The 20,411-nt window shown below is 32.5% G+C and carries 20 protein-coding genes; 16 read left to right on the forward strand and 4 right to left on the reverse strand.

Annotation, left to right across the window (positions count from 1 at the left end; all coding sequences use genetic code 11):
- The 4 genes from CN601_RS26820 to CN601_RS04995 all read left to right on the forward strand — a co-directional run.
- Nucleotides 1-189, forward strand: a 189-nt coding sequence (locus CN601_RS26820) for a hypothetical protein (RefSeq protein ID WP_179865443.1), incomplete at its 5' end; no start/stop codon positions are given.
- 86 nt (nt 190-275) lie between these two features.
- Nucleotides 276-458 carry a hypothetical protein gene (locus CN601_RS26500; RefSeq protein WP_142317306.1) on the forward strand — a complete coding sequence of 61 codons (183 nt, stop codon included), beginning with the start codon at nt 276-278 and terminating at the stop codon, nt 456-458.
- 584 nt (nt 459-1,042) lie between these two features.
- On the forward strand, nt 1,043-1,600 hold the full coding sequence (locus tag CN601_RS04990; protein WP_098170319.1) for a hypothetical protein: 558 nt from the start codon (nt 1,043-1,045) through the stop codon (nt 1,598-1,600).
- Between the two features lie 34 nt (nt 1,601-1,634).
- The gene (locus CN601_RS04995) at nt 1,635-1,880 is read left to right on the forward strand and encodes a hypothetical protein (RefSeq protein WP_098170320.1); all 246 of its coding nucleotides are present in this window, start codon (nt 1,635-1,637) and stop codon (nt 1,878-1,880) included.
- A gap of 716 nt (nt 1,881-2,596) precedes the next feature.
- On the opposite strand, the gene CN601_RS05000 is transcribed toward CN601_RS04995, so the two are convergent.
- From CN601_RS05000 to CN601_RS05010, 3 genes are all read right to left on the reverse strand, one after another.
- The gene (locus tag CN601_RS05000) at nt 2,597-3,274 is read right to left on the reverse strand and encodes a hypothetical protein (RefSeq protein ID WP_098170321.1); all 678 of its coding nucleotides are present in this window, start codon (nt 3,272-3,274) and stop codon (nt 2,597-2,599) included.
- 98 nt (nt 3,275-3,372) lie between these two features.
- Complete coding sequence (locus CN601_RS05005) at nt 3,373-3,582, reverse strand: hypothetical protein (protein ID WP_142317307.1); 210 nt, start codon at nt 3,580-3,582, stop codon at nt 3,373-3,375.
- Between the two features lie 274 nt (nt 3,583-3,856).
- The gene (locus tag CN601_RS05010; RefSeq protein WP_098170323.1) at nt 3,857-4,006 is read right to left on the reverse strand and encodes a ribbon-helix-helix domain-containing protein; all 150 of its coding nucleotides are present in this window, start codon (nt 4,004-4,006) and stop codon (nt 3,857-3,859) included.
- A gap of 133 nt (nt 4,007-4,139) precedes the next feature.
- Between CN601_RS05010 and CN601_RS05015 the strand changes: the two genes are divergently transcribed.
- Nucleotides 4,140-4,718, forward strand: coding sequence for an HTH domain-containing protein (locus tag CN601_RS05015; protein WP_098170324.1), 579 nt, complete (start codon nt 4,140-4,142; stop codon nt 4,716-4,718).
- A gap of 128 nt (nt 4,719-4,846) precedes the next feature.
- Entirely contained in the window at nt 4,847-5,260 is a 414-nt protein-coding gene (locus CN601_RS05020; RefSeq protein ID WP_257131618.1) for an acyl-CoA thioesterase, read from the forward strand.
- A 188-nt stretch (nt 5,261-5,448) separates the two neighbouring features.
- Here the strand turns inward: CN601_RS05020 and plsY are convergent, their stop codons facing one another.
- A complete protein-coding gene (plsY, locus tag CN601_RS05025) occupies nt 5,449-6,042 on the reverse strand; it encodes a glycerol-3-phosphate 1-O-acyltransferase PlsY (protein WP_098170325.1) in 594 nt (197 codons plus the stop codon).
- A 242-nt stretch (nt 6,043-6,284) separates the two neighbouring features.
- On the opposite strand from plsY, the gene CN601_RS05030 reads away from it, so the two are divergent.
- From CN601_RS05030 to CN601_RS05075, 10 genes are all read left to right on the forward strand, one after another.
- Nucleotides 6,285-6,959: a response regulator transcription factor gene (locus CN601_RS05030; RefSeq protein WP_098170326.1), complete on the forward strand. Its 675-nt coding sequence runs from the start codon at nt 6,285-6,287 to the stop codon at nt 6,957-6,959.
- A 3-nt stretch (nt 6,960-6,962) separates the two neighbouring features.
- The gene (locus tag CN601_RS05035) at nt 6,963-8,765 is read left to right on the forward strand and encodes a sensor histidine kinase (RefSeq protein WP_179865444.1); all 1,803 of its coding nucleotides are present in this window, start codon (nt 6,963-6,965) and stop codon (nt 8,763-8,765) included.
- A gap of 75 nt (nt 8,766-8,840) precedes the next feature.
- Nucleotides 8,841-10,040, forward strand: coding sequence for a S1C family serine protease (locus CN601_RS05040; RefSeq protein ID WP_098119756.1), 1,200 nt, complete (start codon nt 8,841-8,843; stop codon nt 10,038-10,040).
- Between the two features lie 107 nt (nt 10,041-10,147).
- On the forward strand, nt 10,148-10,558 hold the full coding sequence (locus CN601_RS05045; protein ID WP_098170328.1) for a CoA-binding protein: 411 nt from the start codon (nt 10,148-10,150) through the stop codon (nt 10,556-10,558).
- 256 nt (nt 10,559-10,814) lie between these two features.
- Nucleotides 10,815-12,788: a DNA topoisomerase IV subunit B gene (gene parE, locus CN601_RS05050; protein ID WP_257131619.1), complete on the forward strand. Its 1,974-nt coding sequence runs from the start codon at nt 10,815-10,817 to the stop codon at nt 12,786-12,788.
- Nucleotides 12,788-15,220: a DNA topoisomerase IV subunit A gene (parC, locus tag CN601_RS05055; RefSeq protein WP_098170329.1), complete on the forward strand. Its 2,433-nt coding sequence runs from the start codon at nt 12,788-12,790 to the stop codon at nt 15,218-15,220. Before parE ends, parC begins: the two co-directional genes overlap by 1 nt.
- 782 nt (nt 15,221-16,002) lie before the next feature.
- Nucleotides 16,003-17,181 carry a branched-chain amino acid ABC transporter substrate-binding protein gene (locus tag CN601_RS05060; protein WP_098119760.1) on the forward strand — a complete coding sequence of 393 codons (1,179 nt, stop codon included), beginning with the start codon at nt 16,003-16,005 and terminating at the stop codon, nt 17,179-17,181.
- 163 nt (nt 17,182-17,344) lie between these two features.
- Nucleotides 17,345-18,328 carry a branched-chain amino acid ABC transporter permease gene (locus CN601_RS05065; RefSeq protein ID WP_098119761.1) on the forward strand — a complete coding sequence of 328 codons (984 nt, stop codon included), beginning with the start codon at nt 17,345-17,347 and terminating at the stop codon, nt 18,326-18,328.
- A 9-nt stretch (nt 18,329-18,337) separates the two neighbouring features.
- Complete coding sequence (locus CN601_RS05070; protein WP_098170330.1) at nt 18,338-19,612, forward strand: branched-chain amino acid ABC transporter permease; 1,275 nt, start codon at nt 18,338-18,340, stop codon at nt 19,610-19,612.
- A 15-nt stretch (nt 19,613-19,627) separates the two neighbouring features.
- A complete protein-coding gene (locus CN601_RS05075; RefSeq protein ID WP_098119763.1) occupies nt 19,628-20,398 on the forward strand; it encodes an ABC transporter ATP-binding protein in 771 nt (256 codons plus the stop codon).
- The last annotated feature ends 13 nt before the right edge of the window (nt 20,399-20,411 follow it).

The following is a 20,411-nucleotide window of genomic DNA, read 5'->3' on the forward strand; positions in this document are numbered from 1 at the left end:
GTTTTCATTGTAAATCTACAAATAGATATTACAATAGATTTTCTTGAGTGTTTTGCTAAGAGTGACAGACCTAAAGGAAGAATTGAAAACCATATGATAAGAGAAATCGTAGACAATGACTCACTAACATATTGGGAAGGTATTGACGAGAACGAACCAGTAATAACAATTCCAGTCAAGAGAGGATAATACCTCTCTTTTTTGATTTCCATTAAATGTAAATCGTTGCTTATATTCCTAAGAAATATATACACCAATATAAAGGAGTTGTATAAATGAACAACCAATTAAATTCTTATAATTATCACAAAGCTATTCAACAATCGTTAGAGTATTTGCTACTAAATGAGTTAGACAGATCAAAGGGGAGAAACACCTCATTCATCATGACATTAAGAGACGCTTTGACTCATCACAATCGTATGATTAATCATTATCAACAACTATTAAGTGGGTAAGAGCTTTAAAAAGAATATAAACGCTAAAGGCTGAAAGCGCATCCTAGTGTTCTGAAAACAAAGTCGGTTCAAAAGTTTGAGTTTCCCTGTTGAAACTAGTCATGACAAGGGTTTACAGCATTTATAACATACAAAAATAACCGAAATAATGGGATTTAAATGTGAAAAACAATAAAAAACAATAAAAAACACATAAAAACTTCTGATTTATTCTATCATTCTACCAGTATTTTACAGTATATCATTATAATTCAGTATATGTATGAAACCTTCATACTCACTCCATTCCCTTCGTTTCATTCTCTCCTCTTAGATTTCACTATCTATTGTGATAGTGGGGTCAATAGAGTGGAGACACTCAATCATTTTCATTAAATACATAGCCGTTGTGAAATGGATATGGGCACACTCCTTTTTGTTTTTTAGTTGGTATCAATATAAGACCTCGAAAATTCCACTTTCACTTATATTGGTACCAATTATAAAGACAGATAAGGTTTACTAATTCTTCTTTCTGATCGTATAGAGGCGATTTACAAGAAACCTTCGTTTTGACCGAATTCAAACAAAAAGGAGAATTAAAAATGAACAAAAGTGTGAACTATGATTTTGACATTCAGATTAAATTAACACACAAGCACTACACTGAAATATTACCAGAGGAAAGAAGATTAGGACTCTCTCAGTTAGCCCAAACAATTGAGAATAAAATAAAACCGTTTATCCCCGAGATATATCATACCCAATTTCAACGTGGGAATATGGTCATGCACGACCAACTAAAAACATTTGCTTACAAATTAAATGTAGCTGGACAAGTATTTCACTTTGTTGCTACAGATCGTATGGGTGTTGGAAATATGGGATTTATTGACCATTTTATTTTTACGATTGAATTAGTAGATAAAGAAACTTACGAAAAACACTTACTCATTATGAATAAACAAATCGACCAAATCAAGAGAGTTGAGGAAAGAGAGCGTAAAAAAAAGCTCGAAATTCAACTTCAACAGGAGGAACGAATAAAAGAAATGCAAGAATTGCAATTGCAAGAACAATATCGAATTTATTACGATTCAGAAGGAAATATAGATTATCTAAAAACGCCAATCAGAGCGTTGGAAGCGAAGGGCTTGCTCTAAACGATTACTGGAGCAGAAAGGAAACTGACTTATAATGAATCAATTAAGAAATGGTAGATATATTGAAACACGTATAATAGAAACAAATAAACGAAAGTATTTAACTGATGATGAGATTGAAATGCTTATCAAAATAGAAAAACGTGAAGCTGCAAAGGTTATTCTGGAAAAATACCTCTCATTGAGTATCGAACAACGTATGGAGCTAGACATTGACCGTCAGTTAGATGGAAACACCTCAATTGAAAATCACTTAAATAAAGCTCTTGGAGGTAGATAATTATAGAAGCTTTCAACGGTCAACAAATTGTAAGAGTAACAGATTCTAATGGAACATCTGAACAAGTAGTTGTATTCGATAGTTATTCTTATCTTGAAGCAATGTACCAAGCGTGTGAAATCGGATATTGGATTGTAGAAGAGAACTGGAATGGGACAATTACAAACTGGTTTACCTACACTGGTAGAGGATACAACAAATTTAAGCAGACAAAGAGAAGACCTAGACCGTAAATGGTTTAGGTTATTTTTTTGCTATGCAATCCTTTTTAATAGATAGTTGAGATTTCAATCATTTATTGGAGATGATATTTATTATAAATTTATCTTTGATGAAGGGTGATAAAATGGAATTGGCAATTTTCATTGTAGGTATTGCTTGTGTTTTGTTTATAATCTTTTTTGGATGGATAATTCAAAAACTTGATGATTAAAAAAAGAGAAACCTTGGTAAGGAGTTTCTCTTTAAGTGGATAAAAAATGGTGATAGTAAGCAAAGAATGTGCTTCATACATTATATTAATTTATAAATAAATGTATTAGATTTTTGCCTTAGAATTAGTCTGTTTTTTAAGATTTATTTACAAACAAAAAAGACACCCAGTTATCGAGTGCCTTAATTGTCTGTTACTGTGTGGTGCCTCACAGTAATGAAAGATTAGTTAATAAATCTTTAGTAATTTGAACTAGAAAAAGAGATTCAAGTTACACCTTCAATTAATAATCGTCTTCACTTATATCACTCATTGCTCTCTCATGGTAAAATTCTTGCATTTCACGTTGCATTTCTTCATACTCAGCTTTTGTTAATTCAAATCGTTCAGCGTCTATTTTCCCCATTGTTCCTGGTATGTGTTTCTCAAAAAAATCAAGGGTATTATCATATAATGACTTTAAAATAGTGATGAACTTATGCTCATCATCTGGGGTTAAATTAATTGAGTGATGTGTCAAATCATTTCTATAATCATTTAATAAAAATGTTCCATTCTTAAAATCATCTGGGACATATATATCACATAAAAACTCTACTCTTTCTAATGCTACTTTTAGTGAAATTGTTTCCATTCTTTTATTACCTATTTTACTAGGAGGTACATCAAAAACAGTGGGTTTATATTTGTCTAAAAATGTTCCAAAGCCTTTTACTTTTGAAGGCATATGTTTTAATTGTTTTTTTGCATCTAAATATACTTTTAAATCAGTAAAAATAAGCGATTCATTTCTTTGAGAAAGAATATATTTTAATAATATTTCAATTCCATGATTTAAAAAAATAATGGCATCTTTAAGATGGTGATAACCATGATCCCTATGTAATTCTTCAAACTTTTCAATTGAATCTTTAGCTTTTCTTAAAGAGTCTGTTCCATTTTCTAATAATGTAAATTCCAATTAAGACACTCCTTACCATTTAAAATACACGTATAATTATAACATTCCTTTTTTAACCAATTAATAATTTTTTATATTAACTTTAACTTATTTTTAACTTATTTATTTAATCGGTTATACAACTCCAAACCCTCTGGACTCAGCCAACTTTGTTTAAACTCATCATTATAATACTCAAGAAAAGCTCTCTTTTGTTTCTCTTGATTATTAACAACGTCAATGTAGTGAGCTTGACAATAATACTTTGTTCTTCCAGTAAAGTCCCAACTCTCAACAGGAGCAACCATTGTTTCTTGGGAGCAGAACATACATATTCCCTTTTTGAGCATAAGATCACCTAGTTAATTTTCTATATTTATATTTTAACATACATACAATTGTCAGAATTGTTTATATTGGTCTGTCAGAGGTAATGAGTTTTGCTTTGATGAGTTATGATACATTAATTGTTTTCTGATGAATCTACAAATAGTCAGAAAAATGTCTTATACCCTGACCAGTACCTTGTCTCATTCCCTGTCCTATGAAAAAAGAGTGTTTGAAGAAATATAGTATAAAAAAAGAGTAATGAATTAATTATCATTACCCTTTCAATCTTTCATATTCAGATATAATAAAAGCTATTTGATTAGATACAGTTCTATGATTTTTTTCTGCTTCTTCTCTTAATTTATCAATAACTTCTTTATCTAATGAAATCGTAATAGCTCCTTTTGTTGATTTAATAGCCATTCTTTTCACCTCATTAAGTATTTACTTTTATTATAACACATTAATAGTATTGTTAATCTATTAAAAGTCTGGACTTATATGATAAGTTAGTATAGTATTAATAATATAATCAATGAAAGTGAGGTGAAACACGATGACAAATACTCTTACAGATGTTACTGAAATCTTTGAACAAGGAAATAGACACCTACAAACAAAATTACGTTACTTCTCCAAACAAGCTGGAATGATAGTAAAATACATCATTTCAAAACTACGCAAATATAAAGGCAAATTCTACGAAAGTTACTCCACTATTGCCACTGAATTAAATGTGTCTACTAAAACAGTACAAAGAACAGTTAAACGTATGCAAGAGTATGAAATCATTTGTGTATCATCTCAATTTATTGATGGTAGACGTTCTACTAATGTTATTCGTTTATTGCCTTATAAACCATTTGAAGTAATCAAGAATGTTGTTGAGGTTGTAGTTGAGGTGAGTAAGAAGGTTGTTGAGAAAGTTGTAGAAGGTGTTAAGAAAGCAAGTAATACAAAGCGACCTAGTCAGTCAAAAGGCTCTCAAAAGGCTTATAAAAAGCCATACAACAAGCCAATAAGAAAAGAGATTGAACCAGAGTGGCTAAATAAAAGTTACATAAAACCAGAGGAAACTGACCAAATCAGAAAGCAAAGAGAGGAGTTAGCTAGACAACTTGGAATAACCCTCTAATGTCTCAGTTCATACCAAAAAAGTGGACATAAAATTGATTCAAATTGCTTGTTTATGTCTTAGTACAGACCTATACTATTAAGATAGGTTAGTAATGTACAAAAAGAATAAAAGGTGTGTGAAACGTTGTGATATCAGAGAAATTAGTTGAAGTAAGATATGCAGAAACAGATGCAATGGGTGTAGTTTACCATGCAAATTATTTAGTTTGGTTCGAGATTGGACGGACTCAATTAATCAAAGACTTAGGCTTTAATTACGCAGAAATGGAATCACAAGGAGTGATTTCACCTGTTATTGATTTGAATGTATCGTATAAGAAAAGTCTACGATATGGACAGACTGCTAAAGTTAAAACAAAAGTAAAATCGCTTACACCACTTAAAGTTATATATGAATACGAAATTATAAACGAAGAAGGAGATCTATGCTGTGTCGGGAATTCGACACATGTCCTTGTTCATAAAGAAACATTTAGACCGATTAAATTTAAAAGAATGTTCCCTGATTGGTATGAAGCTTATGAGAAAGCTTTAGAGTAGGGTTAAAAGTAAATAAAGGTAGTAGAGCAATTGGGTTAGTTAAAAAAAGGTAAAATGGCAATGGTTAGGTAATGAAACGGATTTAGAAATATTTACGGTAAAGGGTAAATAAAAAAGATTAGAGATGAAAGGTGTTTAGACCTTTATTTCTCTAATCTTTGAGTTTTTCTTAAGCTTGTGATGAGCTTTTAGAATTTAACTTTTGGTTCAGTTTTGTCTTTGATTCTTTTAATATTTGCGCGATGTCTATATACGACAAAGATTGTTAATACGATTAGGATATAAGTTAGTATGTAGTCATCGCCTTTTTTAAATTCAATGATGAATGATAAAACTGTGGCAATTACTGCTGTTAACATTGAAGATAATGATACATATTTTGATATTTTTAAACTAATCCCGAAGATTATAATTATGGCAACAAAAAGGAGTGGGGATGCGTATAATAAGATCCCAGCTGAAGTCGCTACTGCTTTTCCACCTCTAAAACCGGCAAAAATCGGATACATATGTCCAATTACAGCGATTAGTCCAATGATTAGAGGGTTAATTCCATGATAATGGAATATTACAGGTAATGAAGCTGCTAGTGTTCCTTTTAAAATATCTCCAAGTGTTACAATAATACCTGCTTTTTTACCTAATGTGCGGAATGTATTTGTTGCACCTAAATTTCCACTACCGTGTTGACGAATATCTACTCCGTAAAATAATTTTCCAACTACTAAACCGAATGGTACAGATCCGATTAAATAGGCTAGTACTATAATGACCAAGCTCATGTTCTAGCTCCTTTTCAAACTAATATAAAATAGTGCAGTATCGTATCATTTTATCACAATTTTAAGCGAAATTATAGATAAATAAAATAGAATATTGACTTAAATAGCAGGATTAAGTGAAAGAAAAGGGAAGTAAGGTTATGTAAATCAAAGAAGAAACGCTTATGGCTAGAATCTGTCAATTTTAACACCATAATCCCTGATTCTGTCTTTAATATTATACTTAATGGAAGGAAAAAATTATGAATCCGACAGTTTTATTAATTGAAGATGAAAAAAGATTAAGAGAAATTGTAAAAGATTTTTTTGAAAACGATCAGTTTATCGTCATCGAAGCAGGTGATGGAGAAGAAGGAATTAAGAAGTTTAATGAAAACCAAGTGGATTTAATTATTTTAGATTTAATGCTACCTAAATTAGATGGGTGGAAAGTATGTAAGTTAATTAGGGAGCAATCTAATATACCTATTATTATGATTACTGCCCGCTCAGAAGAAGAGGATCAATTATTAGGATTTGAATTAGGTACTGATGAATATGTGACAAAGCCATTTAGTCCTAAAATACTTGTTGCGAAAGCAAAAAGTGTGCTTAGACGAACAACTGATCTAAAAGAAGACGATAAAGATACGAAAATGATTTGTGGAATTACAATAAACACTTCGTCAAGGACAGCTTCTATTAATAATGAAGCCTTGTTGCTTACAAATAAAGAATTCGAGTTATTGTGTTACTTAATTGATAATAAAGGCATTGTTTTAACAAGGGATCAACTTCTGAATAATATATGGGGTTTTGATTACTTTGGAGATGGTAGAACAGTTGATACGCATATAAAAAAACTGAGACATAAATTGGGAGATAAAGCAAAGCATATAGCTACAGTTATAAGAGTGGGCTATAAGTTTGAGGAGTAGATGATGAAAAAGAGTATTGTTCGTAAGCTTTTTTTATCCATAACTTTGTTGTTAATCATTTTTTTAATCATTGTTTTTGTAGGTCAGTCAGTCTTTATGCAATCCTTTTATACGAATAAAAAAGTAAATATTGTTTCACAAGAATTGACTAAATTTGCAATGGCGTATAAAGCAGGAAAGTATAACAATACCCAGTTTCAACAGGAATTATCTAAGCTTTATTCAAAATATAACACGACTTTAGCGGTATTGGATAAAAGAGGTGTTCTTAAAGCTGAGAATAATTTTGATTTAACGGTACGTACAGACGCAGGGAAAAAAGTATATGTTCCTTTAAATAATCTACTGTATTCTGACCAAATAGATAGTATTTTAAGATTAAATATTAAAGAGAATTCAAGTATTACAATTCGGGGTTTTGTTCAAGACGATTATTTTATTCCGCTTTATATAAAGACGAATATGGGGGTGTGGGAGGAGGAAAATCAACCTACTAATCCTATACAATTATCAACTAAAAACAGCATCCAGGAAATGGTAAATGTTGAAATTAAAGGGAAAGTTGTTACTTTACATCTACCTATTGCAAATCAATATACCTATTCTGCTCAAATGAATTCATTGATGGGTGCAATTACTGATTGGACCAAGAGTGATGAGGATTTTTCCGGCCACACACAAAACGATTATCCATTAATTTATCGCTATTTTGATAAGGCAAATGGATTAGAAAACAAAGTGTTTATTTACCCAATCAATACACATAAGGGGTCTAAGGAAGTTATTTTTGCGATTACATCTCTTCAGCCAGTAGATGAAGCAATGTATGTTTTAAAAGATTTTTATATTTATGCTTTTATTGTTGCTTTATTATTAATTGTGATCATTTCTTTTTACTATTCAAAACTGATTACAAAGCCTTTAATAAAAATGAACGCTGTTACAAATCAATTAGCAAAGCTCAACTTTAATGAGAAAATTGATATTGAATCAGAAGATGAAATTGGACAATTGTCAAAATCGATTAATTCATTATCAGAAAATTTGGCTAGCACAATCGACAATTTACAACAAGCAAATCATAAATTAATGCAGGATATTGAAAAAGAGAAACAGTTAGAAGAAATACGAAAAGAGTTTATAAGTGGTGTCTCACATGAGTTAAAAACTCCTTTAAGTATTGTACAAAGTTATGCAGAAGGTTTAAAAGATGGATTAAATATTGAAAAAAATGGTTATTATGCAGATGTAATCCTTGAAGAAGTTGATCGCATGAACGGTCTTGTAGTAGATATGTTAGAGCTTTCTAAACTTCAATCAGGTACATACACACTTAAAAGTGAACCTTTCTTAATTGTGGATTGCATAGAAAATGTAATTATTCGACTGTTTGAAAATAGTTCGAATGATAATCCGTATAAATTTGATTATAATCTTGATGAAGAAACGCTAGTAATTGGTGAAAAAAGAAAAATAGAACAAGTAATCATTAATATTCTTTCAAATGCAATCCATTATGGTAACCCGGGAAGTGTCATAAAAATAAATTTATTAAATGAAGGTGAATATGTAAAAATTTCAATATTTAATGAAGGCAATCATATTCCAGCTGATAAAATTGATAAAATTTGGGATCGCTTCTATCGAATTGATGAATCTAGAAATAGACAAAATGGTGGGACAGGGTTAGGTTTAGCAATCGTAAAAACAATTCTTGATTTACATCATTCAACTATTAAAGCTCATAATAAAGAAGATGGCGTTGAATTTACTTTTAATTTAAAAATTTATTCAAATTATGTTTAAAAGTTCACAGCAAATACACACGGGTGGGTTAAATTAATATCAATTAAAGATACTTACATATTGGAGGAAAGAATTATGGGATACTATGATGAAACAGATTTAAACAATGAAAATCCAAACAATCATAAAAGGCAAACGAGAAGTAGACGAGGTGGTTATCCGCTTGTAACGGGATTTATCGGAGCTATTATCGGTGCTGTGACGATCTCAATTGTTTCACCCGATGTTTTTAACTTAACAAATAAACCTGCAAATTTATCAAATGATACAAATACAGTACCAACACAAGTTATTAATGTCTCTCGTGAAGACTTAACAACTACAATTCAAAATGCACGCAAATTCGTTGTTGGTGTAAACAATTATCAATCTTCAAATCCATTCTCAATGGAAACTGAAGAAGCTGGATCTGGTTCAGGTGTTGTATATAAAAAAGTTGGAAATAAAGCATTAGTTGCTACAAATAATCACGTTGTAGCTGGTGCAAAACAGTTAAAAGTTAAAATGGCAGATGGGCAGTTAATTGATGCCAAACTTGTTGGTACAGATGAATTATTAGATTTAGCTGTAGTAGCAATTGATGCAAAATACGTAACAAATATCGCTAAATTAGGCGACTCAGAAAAAATTAATGTTGGTGAAACAGCCATTGCAATTGGTAATCCATTAGGATTTTTAGAAAGTACTGTAACAGAAGGTATTGTAAGTAGTAAAGCACGTGAAATACCACAAGATATTGATGGAGATGGAGTTGCTGATTATCAAACACAAGTAATTCAAACTGATGCAGCAATTAATCCTGGGAATAGTGGTGGTGCTTTAATTAATGCTAAAGGTGAAGTAATCGGTATAAATTCAAGTAAAATAGCAGAACAAGCTGTTGAAGGTATTGGATTTGCGATTCCGATTAATATTGCTAAACCGGCGCTAGATCAAATTGAAAAATTTGGTGAAGTAACTAGACCAGTTATGGGTGTTGGCTTAAAATCACTTGATGAAATTCCTCAATACAATATCGAAGAAACATTAAAATTACCGAAATCAGTTACTAAAGGAGCAGTTGTGACACATGTTGATCCAAACACACCTGCTGCAAAAGCTGGTATGAAACAATTAGATGTAATCGTTGCACTTGATGACAAACCAGTAACAGATGTAATCACAGTAAGAGAATACTTATATTCTCACAAAAAAGTAGGAGATCAATTGAAGATTACTTACTACCGAGATGGTAAGTTGAAAAATTCAACTTTAACATTAGCTTCTAGTCAATGATTGACAGATAAATGATTTTAGAAATATGATAAAAGAAGATTAAATAAGCGAAAAGTTGTTCTTTTCGCTTATTTATGTAAATTGTCAAATTGAAAGGGTGATTAGTATTGAGTAAATACCCATCAAGAGAAGAAATTGGACAGATTCTAAAATCAAGTAAAGTGATTGCAGTTGTTGGCTTATCAGGCGATTCATCAAAAACGTCTTATATGGTTAGTAAAGCGATGCAAGATGCTGGATATAAAATTATTCCAGTTAACCCTACCGTAGATACTGTGTTAGGAGAAAAAGCAGTAGCGAGTTTAACAGAAATAAACGAAAAAGTTGATATTGTAAATGTATTTAGAAGACCTGAACACCTGTTACCTGTTGCACAAGAGTTTTTGAAAATTGATTGTGATGTTTTCTTTGCACAGCTTGGCATTGAAAATGAAGAAGCATATCAATTGTTAAAAGAGAATGGTAAAACTGTCATAATGGATCGTTGTATTAAAGTAGAACATGCAATGACCAGATAGTCCGTTAAAAAAACTCACTGTAAAAGCAGTGAGTTTTTTTAACGGAAGGCATGGAGCAGGTATAGAAAGATTAAAGAAATTTTATAACTTCTTCTCCCGTTTTTTCACCAAGCTCTATAAATTTTTTTCGTGTTCGACTTGTAAGTTAGGAAAAAAACCATTAACATGAACGATTAGAAGAAACATTTTATTTATATTATGATATAATGGAACAGATGTTCTTATATAGGTTTTTAGTTAGAAAGGAGAAATGGTGTTGGCAAAGAATGAAACAACATATAATGAAGATGCGATACAGGTACTAGAAGGTTTAGAAGCTGTACGTAAACGACCTGGAATGTATATTGGCAGCACTGATAGTAGAGGTCTGCACCATTTAGTTTATGAAATCGTAGATAATTCTGTAGATGAAGCATTAGCTGGGCACGGGACTCAAATAGATGTGATTATTCATAAGGATCATAGCTTAAGTGTTAGAGACCATGGGCGTGGGATGCCTACTGGTATGCACAAAATGGGAAAACCGACTCCTGAAATTATTTTAACTGTTCTACACGCAGGCGGTAAATTCGGACAAGGTGGCTACAAAACTAGTGGTGGCCTACACGGGGTAGGTGCATCAGTTGTTAATGCGTTATCAGAATGGTTAACAGTAGAAATTCACCGTGAAGGAACAATTTTTAAACAGCGTTTTGAAGATGGTGGGAAACCTGCCACTTCACTAGAAATCGTTGGTAAGACGAAAAGAACTGGTACGACGATTCATTTTAAACCGGATCCAACAATTTTTAGTACGACAAATTTTAACTTTGATACTTTATGTGAAAGACTTAGAGAGTCTGCCTTTTTATTAAAAGGCTTAAAAATAACAATTAAAGATGAACGCCATGATACTTTCGAAGAGTTTTATTATGAAAACGGTATCGAAGCGTTCGTAGCGTATTTAAATGAAGAAAAGGAAGCACTACATCCAGTTGTATTCTTTGAAGGACTGCACCATAAAATTGAAGTTGAATTTTCGTTCCAATTTAATGACGGATATTCAGAAACGATGCTTTCTTTCGTAAATAATGTTCGTACAAAAGACGGTGGTACCCATGAAGTTGGTGCAAAAACAGCTTTAACAAGAGCATTTAATGAATATGCAAGAAAAGTTAATCTATTAAAAGAAAAAGATAAAAATTTAGATGGAGCGGATATCCGAGAAGGATTAGCTGCAATTGTATCTGTACGAATTCCTGAAGAAATCCTTCAATTTGAAGGACAAACAAAGGGTAAATTAGGTACTAGTGAAGCAAGGTCAGCAGTTGATTCAGTTGTGTCTGATCAATTAGCATATTTCCTTGAAGAAAATCCAGATATTGCGACTTCATTAGTTAAAAAATCTATAAAAGCTTATCAAGCTAGAGAAGCAGCAAGAAAAGCGCGCGAAGAAGCAAGAAGTGGTAAAAAGAGAAAGCGTTCAGAAACATCATTAAGTGGTAAGCTTACTCCTGCTCAGTCACGTAATCCACAGAAAAATGAATTATACTTAGTTGAGGGTGATTCAGCGGGTGGAAGTGCAAAACAAGGACGAGATCGCCGTTTCCAAGCAATTTTGCCTTTACGTGGTAAAGTAATCAATACTGAAAAAGCGAAATTAGCGGATATAATGAAAAATGAAGAGATTAATACAATTATTCATGCAATTGGAGCAGGAGTAGGTAGTGATTTTGAAATTGAAGATGTTAATTATGACAAAATTGTCATTATGACCGATGCTGATACAGATGGAGCGCATATACAAGTACTTTTATTAACATTCTTTTACCGTTATATGAAGCCATTAGTAGAAGCTGGTAAAGTTTATATTGCCTTACCTCCTTTGTTCAAAGTAAGTAGAGGTACTGGAAAAAAAGAAGTAATCGAGTATGCTTGGTCTGAAGTAGACCTACAAGATGCAATCAAAAAAGTTGGTAAAGGGTATATGATTCAACGGTACAAAGGTCTTGGTGAGATGAATGCTGACCAACTATGGGATACAACAATGGATCCAGAAACTAGAACGCTTATTCGAGTGAAAATTGATGATGCAGCAAGAGCGGATCGTCGTGTAACTACTCTAATGGGTGATAAAGTTGAACCAAGACGTAAATGGATTGAATCAAATGTAGTATTTGATTTAGATGAAGAGGATAAAATCTTAAACAATGAGCAAGTTGAGGTAGAATCAGAAGGGAGCAATGTCTGATGCAATCATCGGAAAAATTATATAATATCCCTTTAGAAGACATATTAGGTGACCGTTTTGGTCGTTATAGTAAATATATTATTCAAGAGAGGGCTTTACCTGATGCCCGTGACGGATTAAAGCCTGTACAAAGACGTATATTATATTCAATGCATGTTGAAGGTAACTTACAAGACAAACCATACCGTAAATCGGCTAAAACAGTCGGTAATGTTATTGGTAATTATCATCCGCATGGTGACACATCTGTATATGATGCAATGGTAAGACTCAGTCAAGATTGGAAATTAAGAAATGTTTTAGTCCAAATGCATGGAAATAACGGTAGTATTGATGGAGACCCACCAGCGGCTATGCGTTATACCGAAGCTAGATTATCAGCAATTGCAAGTGAATTGTTAAGAGATATTGATAAAGAAACAGTCGAATTTGTACCTAACTTTGATGACACGAGTATGGAACCAGTTGTTTTACCATCTATGTTTCCAAATTTACTAGTTAACGGTAGTACAGGAATTTCAGCCGGTTATGCAACTGAAATACCTTCGCACCATCTTGGTGAAGTAATCGATGCGACAATTATGCGTATTGAGAATAAAAACTGTTCAGTAGATGATTTAATGACCGTAATCCACGGACCTGATTTTGCTACTGGTGGTATTATTCAAGGTGTAGATGGGATTAAAAAAGCATACGAAACTGGAAAAGGTAAAATCATCATTCGTAGCCGTGTTCACACTGAAGATATTCGCGGTGGAAAACAAGCACTTATCATTACAGAAATTCCTTCAGAAGTTAATAAAGCGAATTTAGTAAAGAAAATGGATGAAGTTCGTCTTGATCGTAAAGTAGATGGAATTACTGAAGTGCGAGATGAAACAGATCGTACTGGTCTACGCATTGTTATCGAATTAAAGAAAGATGCAAATAATGAAGCAATTTTAAATTATTTATATAAAAATACGGAGCTTCAAATACCTTATAACTTTAATATGGTTGCGATTTATAATCGTACACCTAAACAAATGTCGTTACCTGCTATACTCGATGCTTATATTGAGCATCAAAAAGAAGTAATTACAAATCGTTCAAAGTTTGATTTGAAAAAGGCGAAAGCTCGTCAACATGTTGTAGAAGGTTTAATGAAGGCACTATCAATTTTAGATGAAGTTATTTCAACAATCCGTTCTGCAAATGACAAACGAGATGCAAAAGACAAGTTAATCGTTCAATTCGATTTTACTGAACTACAAGCTGAAGCAATTGTCATGTTACAGTTATACCGTTTAACAAATACTGATATTACTGCATTGCAAGAGGAAGCTGACGAGTTGGATAAGAAAATTAAACAACTTGAAGCAATTCTAAACAGTGAAACAAAGCTATTATCCGTTATAAAAACAGACTTAAAAAAAATCAAATTAAAATATGCAGACGACAGACGTTCTACAATTCAAGGAGCGATTGAAGAAATTAAAATTGCAAGAGAAGATATAATTGCTCAAGAAGATGTCATCGTAACAGTAACTAGCGAAGGATACGTTAAACGAACAAGCCCAAGATCTTTTTCTGCCTCAAATGGAAAAGATTACGGTATGAAAGAAGGCGACCGTTTAATATATCAAGTGGAAAGTACAACAACAGATACGCTGATTCTTTTTACTTCAAAAGGTAATTATTTATACTTACCAATTCATGAAATGCAAGATATCAGATGGAAAGATATGGGGCAACACGTTGCGAACATTATTCCAATTGAACGCGACGAATCAATACTTTCTGCAACAGTTGTGAATAATTTTGAAGAAAATAAAGAGTTTATTCTATTTGTAACAAAAAATGGAATTGTAAAACGTACAAGCATTCAACAGTTAAAAGTTCAACGCTACTCGAAACCACTAGTCGGAATGTCGATTAAATCCGATGATGCATTAATTTTTGCAGGAGTTACCTCGGAAACAAACCGTGTATTATTAGCGACTAGCGCTGGATACACATTGATATTTAATGTAGAAGAAATAAGTATTCAAGGCTTAAGAGCTGGCGGAGTTAAAGGAATTAACTTAAAAGAAAATGATATTGTTATATCAGCAGACATTATTAGTGAAGAAGTGAAAGAAATATTCTGTGCAACACATCGAGCAGCCATTAAAAAAATGAAACTCGATACAATTCCTCAAAGTTCAAGAGGTACACGAGGAGTAAAAGTTTTAAGAGACTTAAAAAACAATCCACATTTATTAATTGGCGTATACGCAGTTAATCAAAATGATATGTTTGCATTGTTAAGTAAGTCTGGACAATTTGAAACGATAGACCCAACTGATCTAAGAAACAGTGATCAGTATAGCAATGGATCATTCATTATGGATACAGATGATTCTGGTGATATAAAGACCATTATTCGCTACAAAAAAGAAGAAAATAATTAGATAAGAAGAGGATGTCCTAGAAGTGTTACTTTGGGACATCCTTTTTTTATTTGTAGATTCTATTTAAAGGAAGAGTAGATGACATAATGGTCGGAGTGCAAATAAAACTGTGAAAAGTGCAAATAAAATTAGCGAAACTGCAAATAAAATTAACAAAACTGCAAATAAAATTAGTGAAACTGCAATTAAATTGACTATCATCTCAAATATGATAAGAAATTACCTATACCGGTAAGGGTATTCTACCTTACAAATGCTTCAAATGCAGATGCACAAAATATAAAATTAATAAATTTGCTCTAATTTTTTCAAAACCGGATAAAAAAAGGAAGAAAACTATTAACTATTTAATGAAGTTGATCAGAAAATCTACTCTAAGTGAATCCCCCACTAAAATACCCCATTGCTGTTTATAGAGAGTTATAGACCAGCAATCTGCCTTAATTTAAAGAATGTGATCGCATATTTGTCAATTTTAATGACTACAAACTACTACTTTTTTTGTCGAATTTGTCGAAATATAGAAAATGATTTTAGAAAAACAATTTTATCTTAGTAAACTAGCAAAACACATTAAAGGCTTTTGATTTTACGTTATGAAAATAAGAAAAAATCAATTTTAATGAAATTTTAATGGTAATAATTGTCTAAAAAAATAGTTAATCGACAGAATTGTCGAAATATTTTGAATCAAAAGAACTTGTCTAACGAAAAAATATAGCTTACTATTTTCTTAAGTATTTTAAATTTTCAAAAAAATAGGTTATTAAGGGGGCGTACATATGGTTTTTAAGAAGGGTTTTGCAATTTTAGCTTCAGTTTCGTTAACGGCTGGTATTTTAGCAGGTTGTGGGAATAGTTCAAAGGATGGGAATCAGGTTATTAAAATTGCGACAAATACCCCATTATCTGGGAATAACGCAATTTTAGGGGAGTCTATTAAGCTTGGAGCTCAACTTGCTTTAGAGGATCAAAAAGCAGCTTTCAAAAAATTGGGCTTTGATTTAAAGATTGTTCCTTATGACGATCAAGGAGATCCAAAGAAAGGTGTAGCGAATGCAGAGCAGTTAGCTTCAGACAATCAAATCCTTGGTGTTGTTGGACACTTAAACTCGGGTGTAGCAATTCCATCTTCTTTAAAGTATGAGAAAGATCATATCGTAATGGTTTCACCTTCAAATACTGCAAATGAAGTAACTGACCGTGGATTAGGAGTAGTTAACCGAATTTGTGCTCGTGATGATTTCCAAGGTCCTGCTGGTGCAAATTTTGCTGTGAATACATTAAAAGCTAAAAATATTTTCATCATTCAAGATAAAACGCCTTATGGAACAGGTTTAGCAAATGAATTTAAAACTGCTGCTCAAAAATTAGGCGCGAAAATCTTAGGTGAAGAGGGTATCTCAGTTGGTGATAAAGATTTTAACGGTGTATTAAATAATGTGATTGCGAAAAAGCCTGATTTAGTATTCTTCGGTGGACTTTATGCTGAAGGAGGAATTTTATTAAAACAAGCTCGTGATAAAGGATTAAACATCCCATTCATGGGTGGCGATGGAATGGACTCTTCAGGTTTAGTTGATATTGCTGGAGATGCAGTTAAAAACTTCTATTATACTTCAGTAGCTGGTGACACGTTAAAAACAGATAAAGGGAAAGCATTTGCAGATGCTTATAAATCTAAATTTAATAAAAATATTGAATCTTTCTCATCATACGGATATGATTCTGCTGGCGTATTATTGGAAGGATTAAAAAATGCAATCAACGATAATAAAGGAAAAACTCCATCTCGCGAACAAGTTGAAAAAGCCGTACGTGCGATCCAAGATTATGATGGTGTAGTAACAAAGGTTGGTTTTGACGATAAAGGTGACAACAAATACGCGAAAGTATTTATCTATACGTTTAAAGAAGCTAAATATCCTGGTACTCAAGAAGGCGAAGTAACTAAACCATAATTAGTAACATAGCCTACTAATACTAGGGAAGCAAAGTGGTAAAAAAAAAGAAAAGAGTATCACGTTTTACGGGATACTCTTTTCTTCTCAATAAGATGAGAAAATTGTAAGATTTTGGAAGTTAATAAGAATTAAACTACATTATTTATAGGAGGTCTCATACATGAATGAAGTAATCCAAACACTCCCTCAAGTACTAATAGACGGTCTTGTTTTAGGAGCAGTTTACGCAACCGTTGCACTCGGTTATACGATGGTTTATGGGATATTAGAACTAATTAATTTTGCACATGGTGAAATATTCATGGCGGGTGCGTTTATTGGTACTGCGGTATTAATTACTTTTACTGGATTAGGTTTATTAAGTAGTTTACCTGCAATTATCGTATTAGCAATCGTTTTAATTATTGCATCTGTAGCAACTGGATTTCTAGGCATGGGGATCGAGAGAGTGGCGTATCGCCCATTACGAAAAGCACCAAAGTTAATTACATTAATTACAGCAATTGGTGTTTCATTTTTACTTCAAGATATCGTCCGTTTTATTGCTGAATTAAAAGAAGGAAATTACATTATTACTGGCCCATCACTATTTTCAGGACAACACCAAATTAAAACTAGCTCAATCTTTTCTTCATTTGGGAATGCACAAATTAAATCAGCATCAATCATTATTTTAGTCGTTGCAGTAGTAATGATGATTTCATTAGATTACTTCATCAATAAAACAAAATGGGGTACAGCAATGCGTGCAGTTGCTCAAGATCGTGAAACTGCATCATTAATGTCTGTAAACGTAAACAAAGTCATCTCGTTAACATTCTTTTTAGGTTCTGGATTGGGTGGTGCAACTGGTGTGTTATTCGCATTACAGTACAACACAATTGATCCGTATATCGGTTTTATTTTAGGTCTAAAAGCATTTACAGCAGCAGTATTAGGTGGTATTGGAAATATCCGTGGTGCAATGTTTGGTGGTTTATTAATCGGTGTAATCGAAGTATTTGCAGCAACAAATTTATCAACTTTGACACATGGCATTTTCCCATCAGAATATAAAGATGTATTTGCGTTTGGAATTTTAATTCTAGTTCTAATATTCAAGCCAGAAGGTTTATTAGGTAAACCTGTAGCTGAGAAAGTGTAGGTGAATTAGATGAAGAGCTTATTAGAAGGGTTAAAACAATCAAATAAACTACAAGGAATTTTCTTAGGAGCGTATATCGTTGTTACATCATTAGGACTTTACTTTTTGCAAGAATCCGTAACAGCATTTCTATTAATCCTGTTCTCACTTTATTTATTATATAAGACTAATTTTCCAGTCAAATTGAAGTGGAGCATTGGAATACTAGTATTAACTGTGATTATGCCATATGTTGCATCACAAGGTACAGCATTTGAATCATATATGGGTGTAGCCACTTTAGTTGGAATCTATGTTGCAATGGCACTCGGATTAAATATAGTAGTTGGTTTAGCAGGTTTATTAGATTTAGGATTCGTTGCATTCTTTGCAATCGGTTCATATACTTATGCAATTTTTTCTACAAAACAAGTAACGAATTTCTTACATTTTGATTTTCTTCCTTTTTCAGGAAATTCATTTTGGGTGTTCATTCTAATCGGCGGAATTATTGCAGCAATAGCGGGTGTATTATTAGGTATTCCTGTACTTCGAGTAAAAGGTGATTACTTAGCAATTGTAACACTTGGTTTTGGAGAAATTATTCGTATTGTATTTAATAACTTAGATCGACCAATAAATATTACTGGAGGAGCACAAGGTATATCTTCTATTCCAGCACCTACTATTTTTGGATTTGAGATTAATAATTCAGGACAATTTTATTATGTCGTACTAGTTGTCTTAGCAATCGTCATTTTAGCTGTTACTAGATTACAAGATTCTAAGCTTGGACGTTCTTGGAAAGCAGTACGTGAGAATGAAATCGCAGCACAAGCGTCTGGTATCCACTTAGTACGTACGAAATTAATTGCATTTGCAATTGGAGCATCTTTCTCAGGAATGATGGGTGTAGTATTCTCTGCAAAGCAAATGTTCATTGACCCTACAAGCTTTACATTACTTGAATCAATTACGATCCTAGTAATGGTAATTCTGGGCGGAATGGGTAGCGTTCCAGGCGTAATTCTTGGAGCAGCACTTGTTACAATTTTAAATCTACAAGTTTTAACAGAAGTTACAAACTATTTAAACCAATTAACATTAGATGGAGTAATTAACCTACCACCTGCTCTATCACCTTCTAAAATGCAACGCATGATTTTCGGGCTAATTTTAGTACTTGTAGCAATCTTTAGGCCTAAAGGATTATTACCTGCCAAAAATAAGATTGTTCCAAAAGAGGATGTAGTAGATCTAAATCAAAAAGTAGTCGAAGAAAATCAACGCTCAGTTTCATTTTAGGAAGGAGGTTATCAAATGTTAAAAACAACGAATTTAACGAAAAACTTTGGTGGTTTAACTGCTGTTAATAATGTAAATATTGATATAAAAGAGGGTTCAATAACAGCTGTAATCGGGCCAAATGGGGCTGGAAAAACAACATTTTTCAATATGATTACAGGTGTATATACTCCAACAAGTGGTGAAGTTTTGCTAGGTAATGAGAGTTTAGTAGGGTTAAAACCACATAAAGTAAATAAAAAAGGTATAGCTCGTACATTCCAAAATATTCGTTTGTTTAGTAGTATGACTGCTTTAGAAAATGTTATGGTCGGGATGCATCAGCATTTAAAATATGGTGTTTTTTCAACACTATTCCATTTACCTAGCTTTAAAAAAGCAGAAAAATCGGCGATGAAAGAAGCATATAAATGGTTAGAATACGTTGGATTGGCTGATGTTTATAATGAGGAAGCATCAAGTTTATCATACGGTGCACAAAGACGACTTGAAATTGCTCGTGCATTGGCATCTCAACCAAGAATCTTGCTTTTAGATGAGCCGGCTGCAGGTATGAATCCGAAAGAAACGAAAGAATTGACTGATTTAATTTATCAAATGAGAGATGATCTAAACTTAACAATCGTATTAATCGAGCATGATATGAAACTTGTTATGGAAATTTCGGAATATTTATTCGTACTTGATCATGGCGAAAAAATCGCTGAAGGCAAACCATTAGAAATTCGAAATAATCAAAAAGTAATTGAAGCTTATTTAGGAAAAAGTGCAGTGACTAATGCATAGTGAAAGGAGTAAA

This window comes from Bacillus sp. AFS017336, assembly GCF_002555445.1.
GTDB lineage: Bacteria > Bacillota > Bacilli > Bacillales > Bacillaceae_G > Gottfriedia.

Excerpts from the sequence above, each read along its gene's own strand:
- CN601_RS26500 (WP_142317306.1), top strand. The coding sequence starts at position 276 with ATGAACAACCAATTAAATTCTTATAATTATCACAAAGCTATTCAACAA.
- CN601_RS04990 (WP_098170319.1), top strand. The coding sequence starts at position 1,043 with ATGAACAAAAGTGTGAACTATGATTTTGACATTCAGATTAAATTAACA.
- CN601_RS04995 (WP_098170320.1), top strand. The coding sequence starts at position 1,635 with ATGAATCAATTAAGAAATGGTAGATATATTGAAACACGTATAATAGAA.
- CN601_RS05005 (WP_142317307.1), bottom strand. The coding sequence starts at position 3,582 with ATGTTCTGCTCCCAAGAAACAATGGTTGCTCCTGTTGAGAGTTGGGAC.
- CN601_RS05010 (WP_098170323.1), bottom strand. The coding sequence starts at position 4,006 with ATGGCTATTAAATCAACAAAAGGAGCTATTACGATTTCATTAGATAAA.
- CN601_RS05015 (WP_098170324.1), top strand. The coding sequence starts at position 4,140 with ATGACAAATACTCTTACAGATGTTACTGAAATCTTTGAACAAGGAAAT.
- plsY (WP_098170325.1), bottom strand. The coding sequence starts at position 6,042 with ATGAGCTTGGTCATTATAGTACTAGCCTATTTAATCGGATCTGTACCA.
- CN601_RS05030 (WP_098170326.1), top strand. The coding sequence starts at position 6,285 with ATGAATCCGACAGTTTTATTAATTGAAGATGAAAAAAGATTAAGAGAA.
- CN601_RS05035 (WP_179865444.1), top strand. The coding sequence starts at position 6,963 with ATGAAAAAGAGTATTGTTCGTAAGCTTTTTTTATCCATAACTTTGTTG.
- CN601_RS05040 (WP_098119756.1), top strand. The coding sequence starts at position 8,841 with ATGGGATACTATGATGAAACAGATTTAAACAATGAAAATCCAAACAAT.
- parC (WP_098170329.1), top strand. The coding sequence starts at position 12,788 with ATGCAATCATCGGAAAAATTATATAATATCCCTTTAGAAGACATATTA.
- CN601_RS05060 (WP_098119760.1), top strand. The coding sequence starts at position 16,003 with ATGGTTTTTAAGAAGGGTTTTGCAATTTTAGCTTCAGTTTCGTTAACG.
- CN601_RS05065 (WP_098119761.1), top strand. The coding sequence starts at position 17,345 with ATGAATGAAGTAATCCAAACACTCCCTCAAGTACTAATAGACGGTCTT.
- CN601_RS05070 (WP_098170330.1), top strand. The coding sequence starts at position 18,338 with ATGAAGAGCTTATTAGAAGGGTTAAAACAATCAAATAAACTACAAGGA.
- CN601_RS05075 (WP_098119763.1), top strand. The coding sequence starts at position 19,628 with ATGTTAAAAACAACGAATTTAACGAAAAACTTTGGTGGTTTAACTGCT.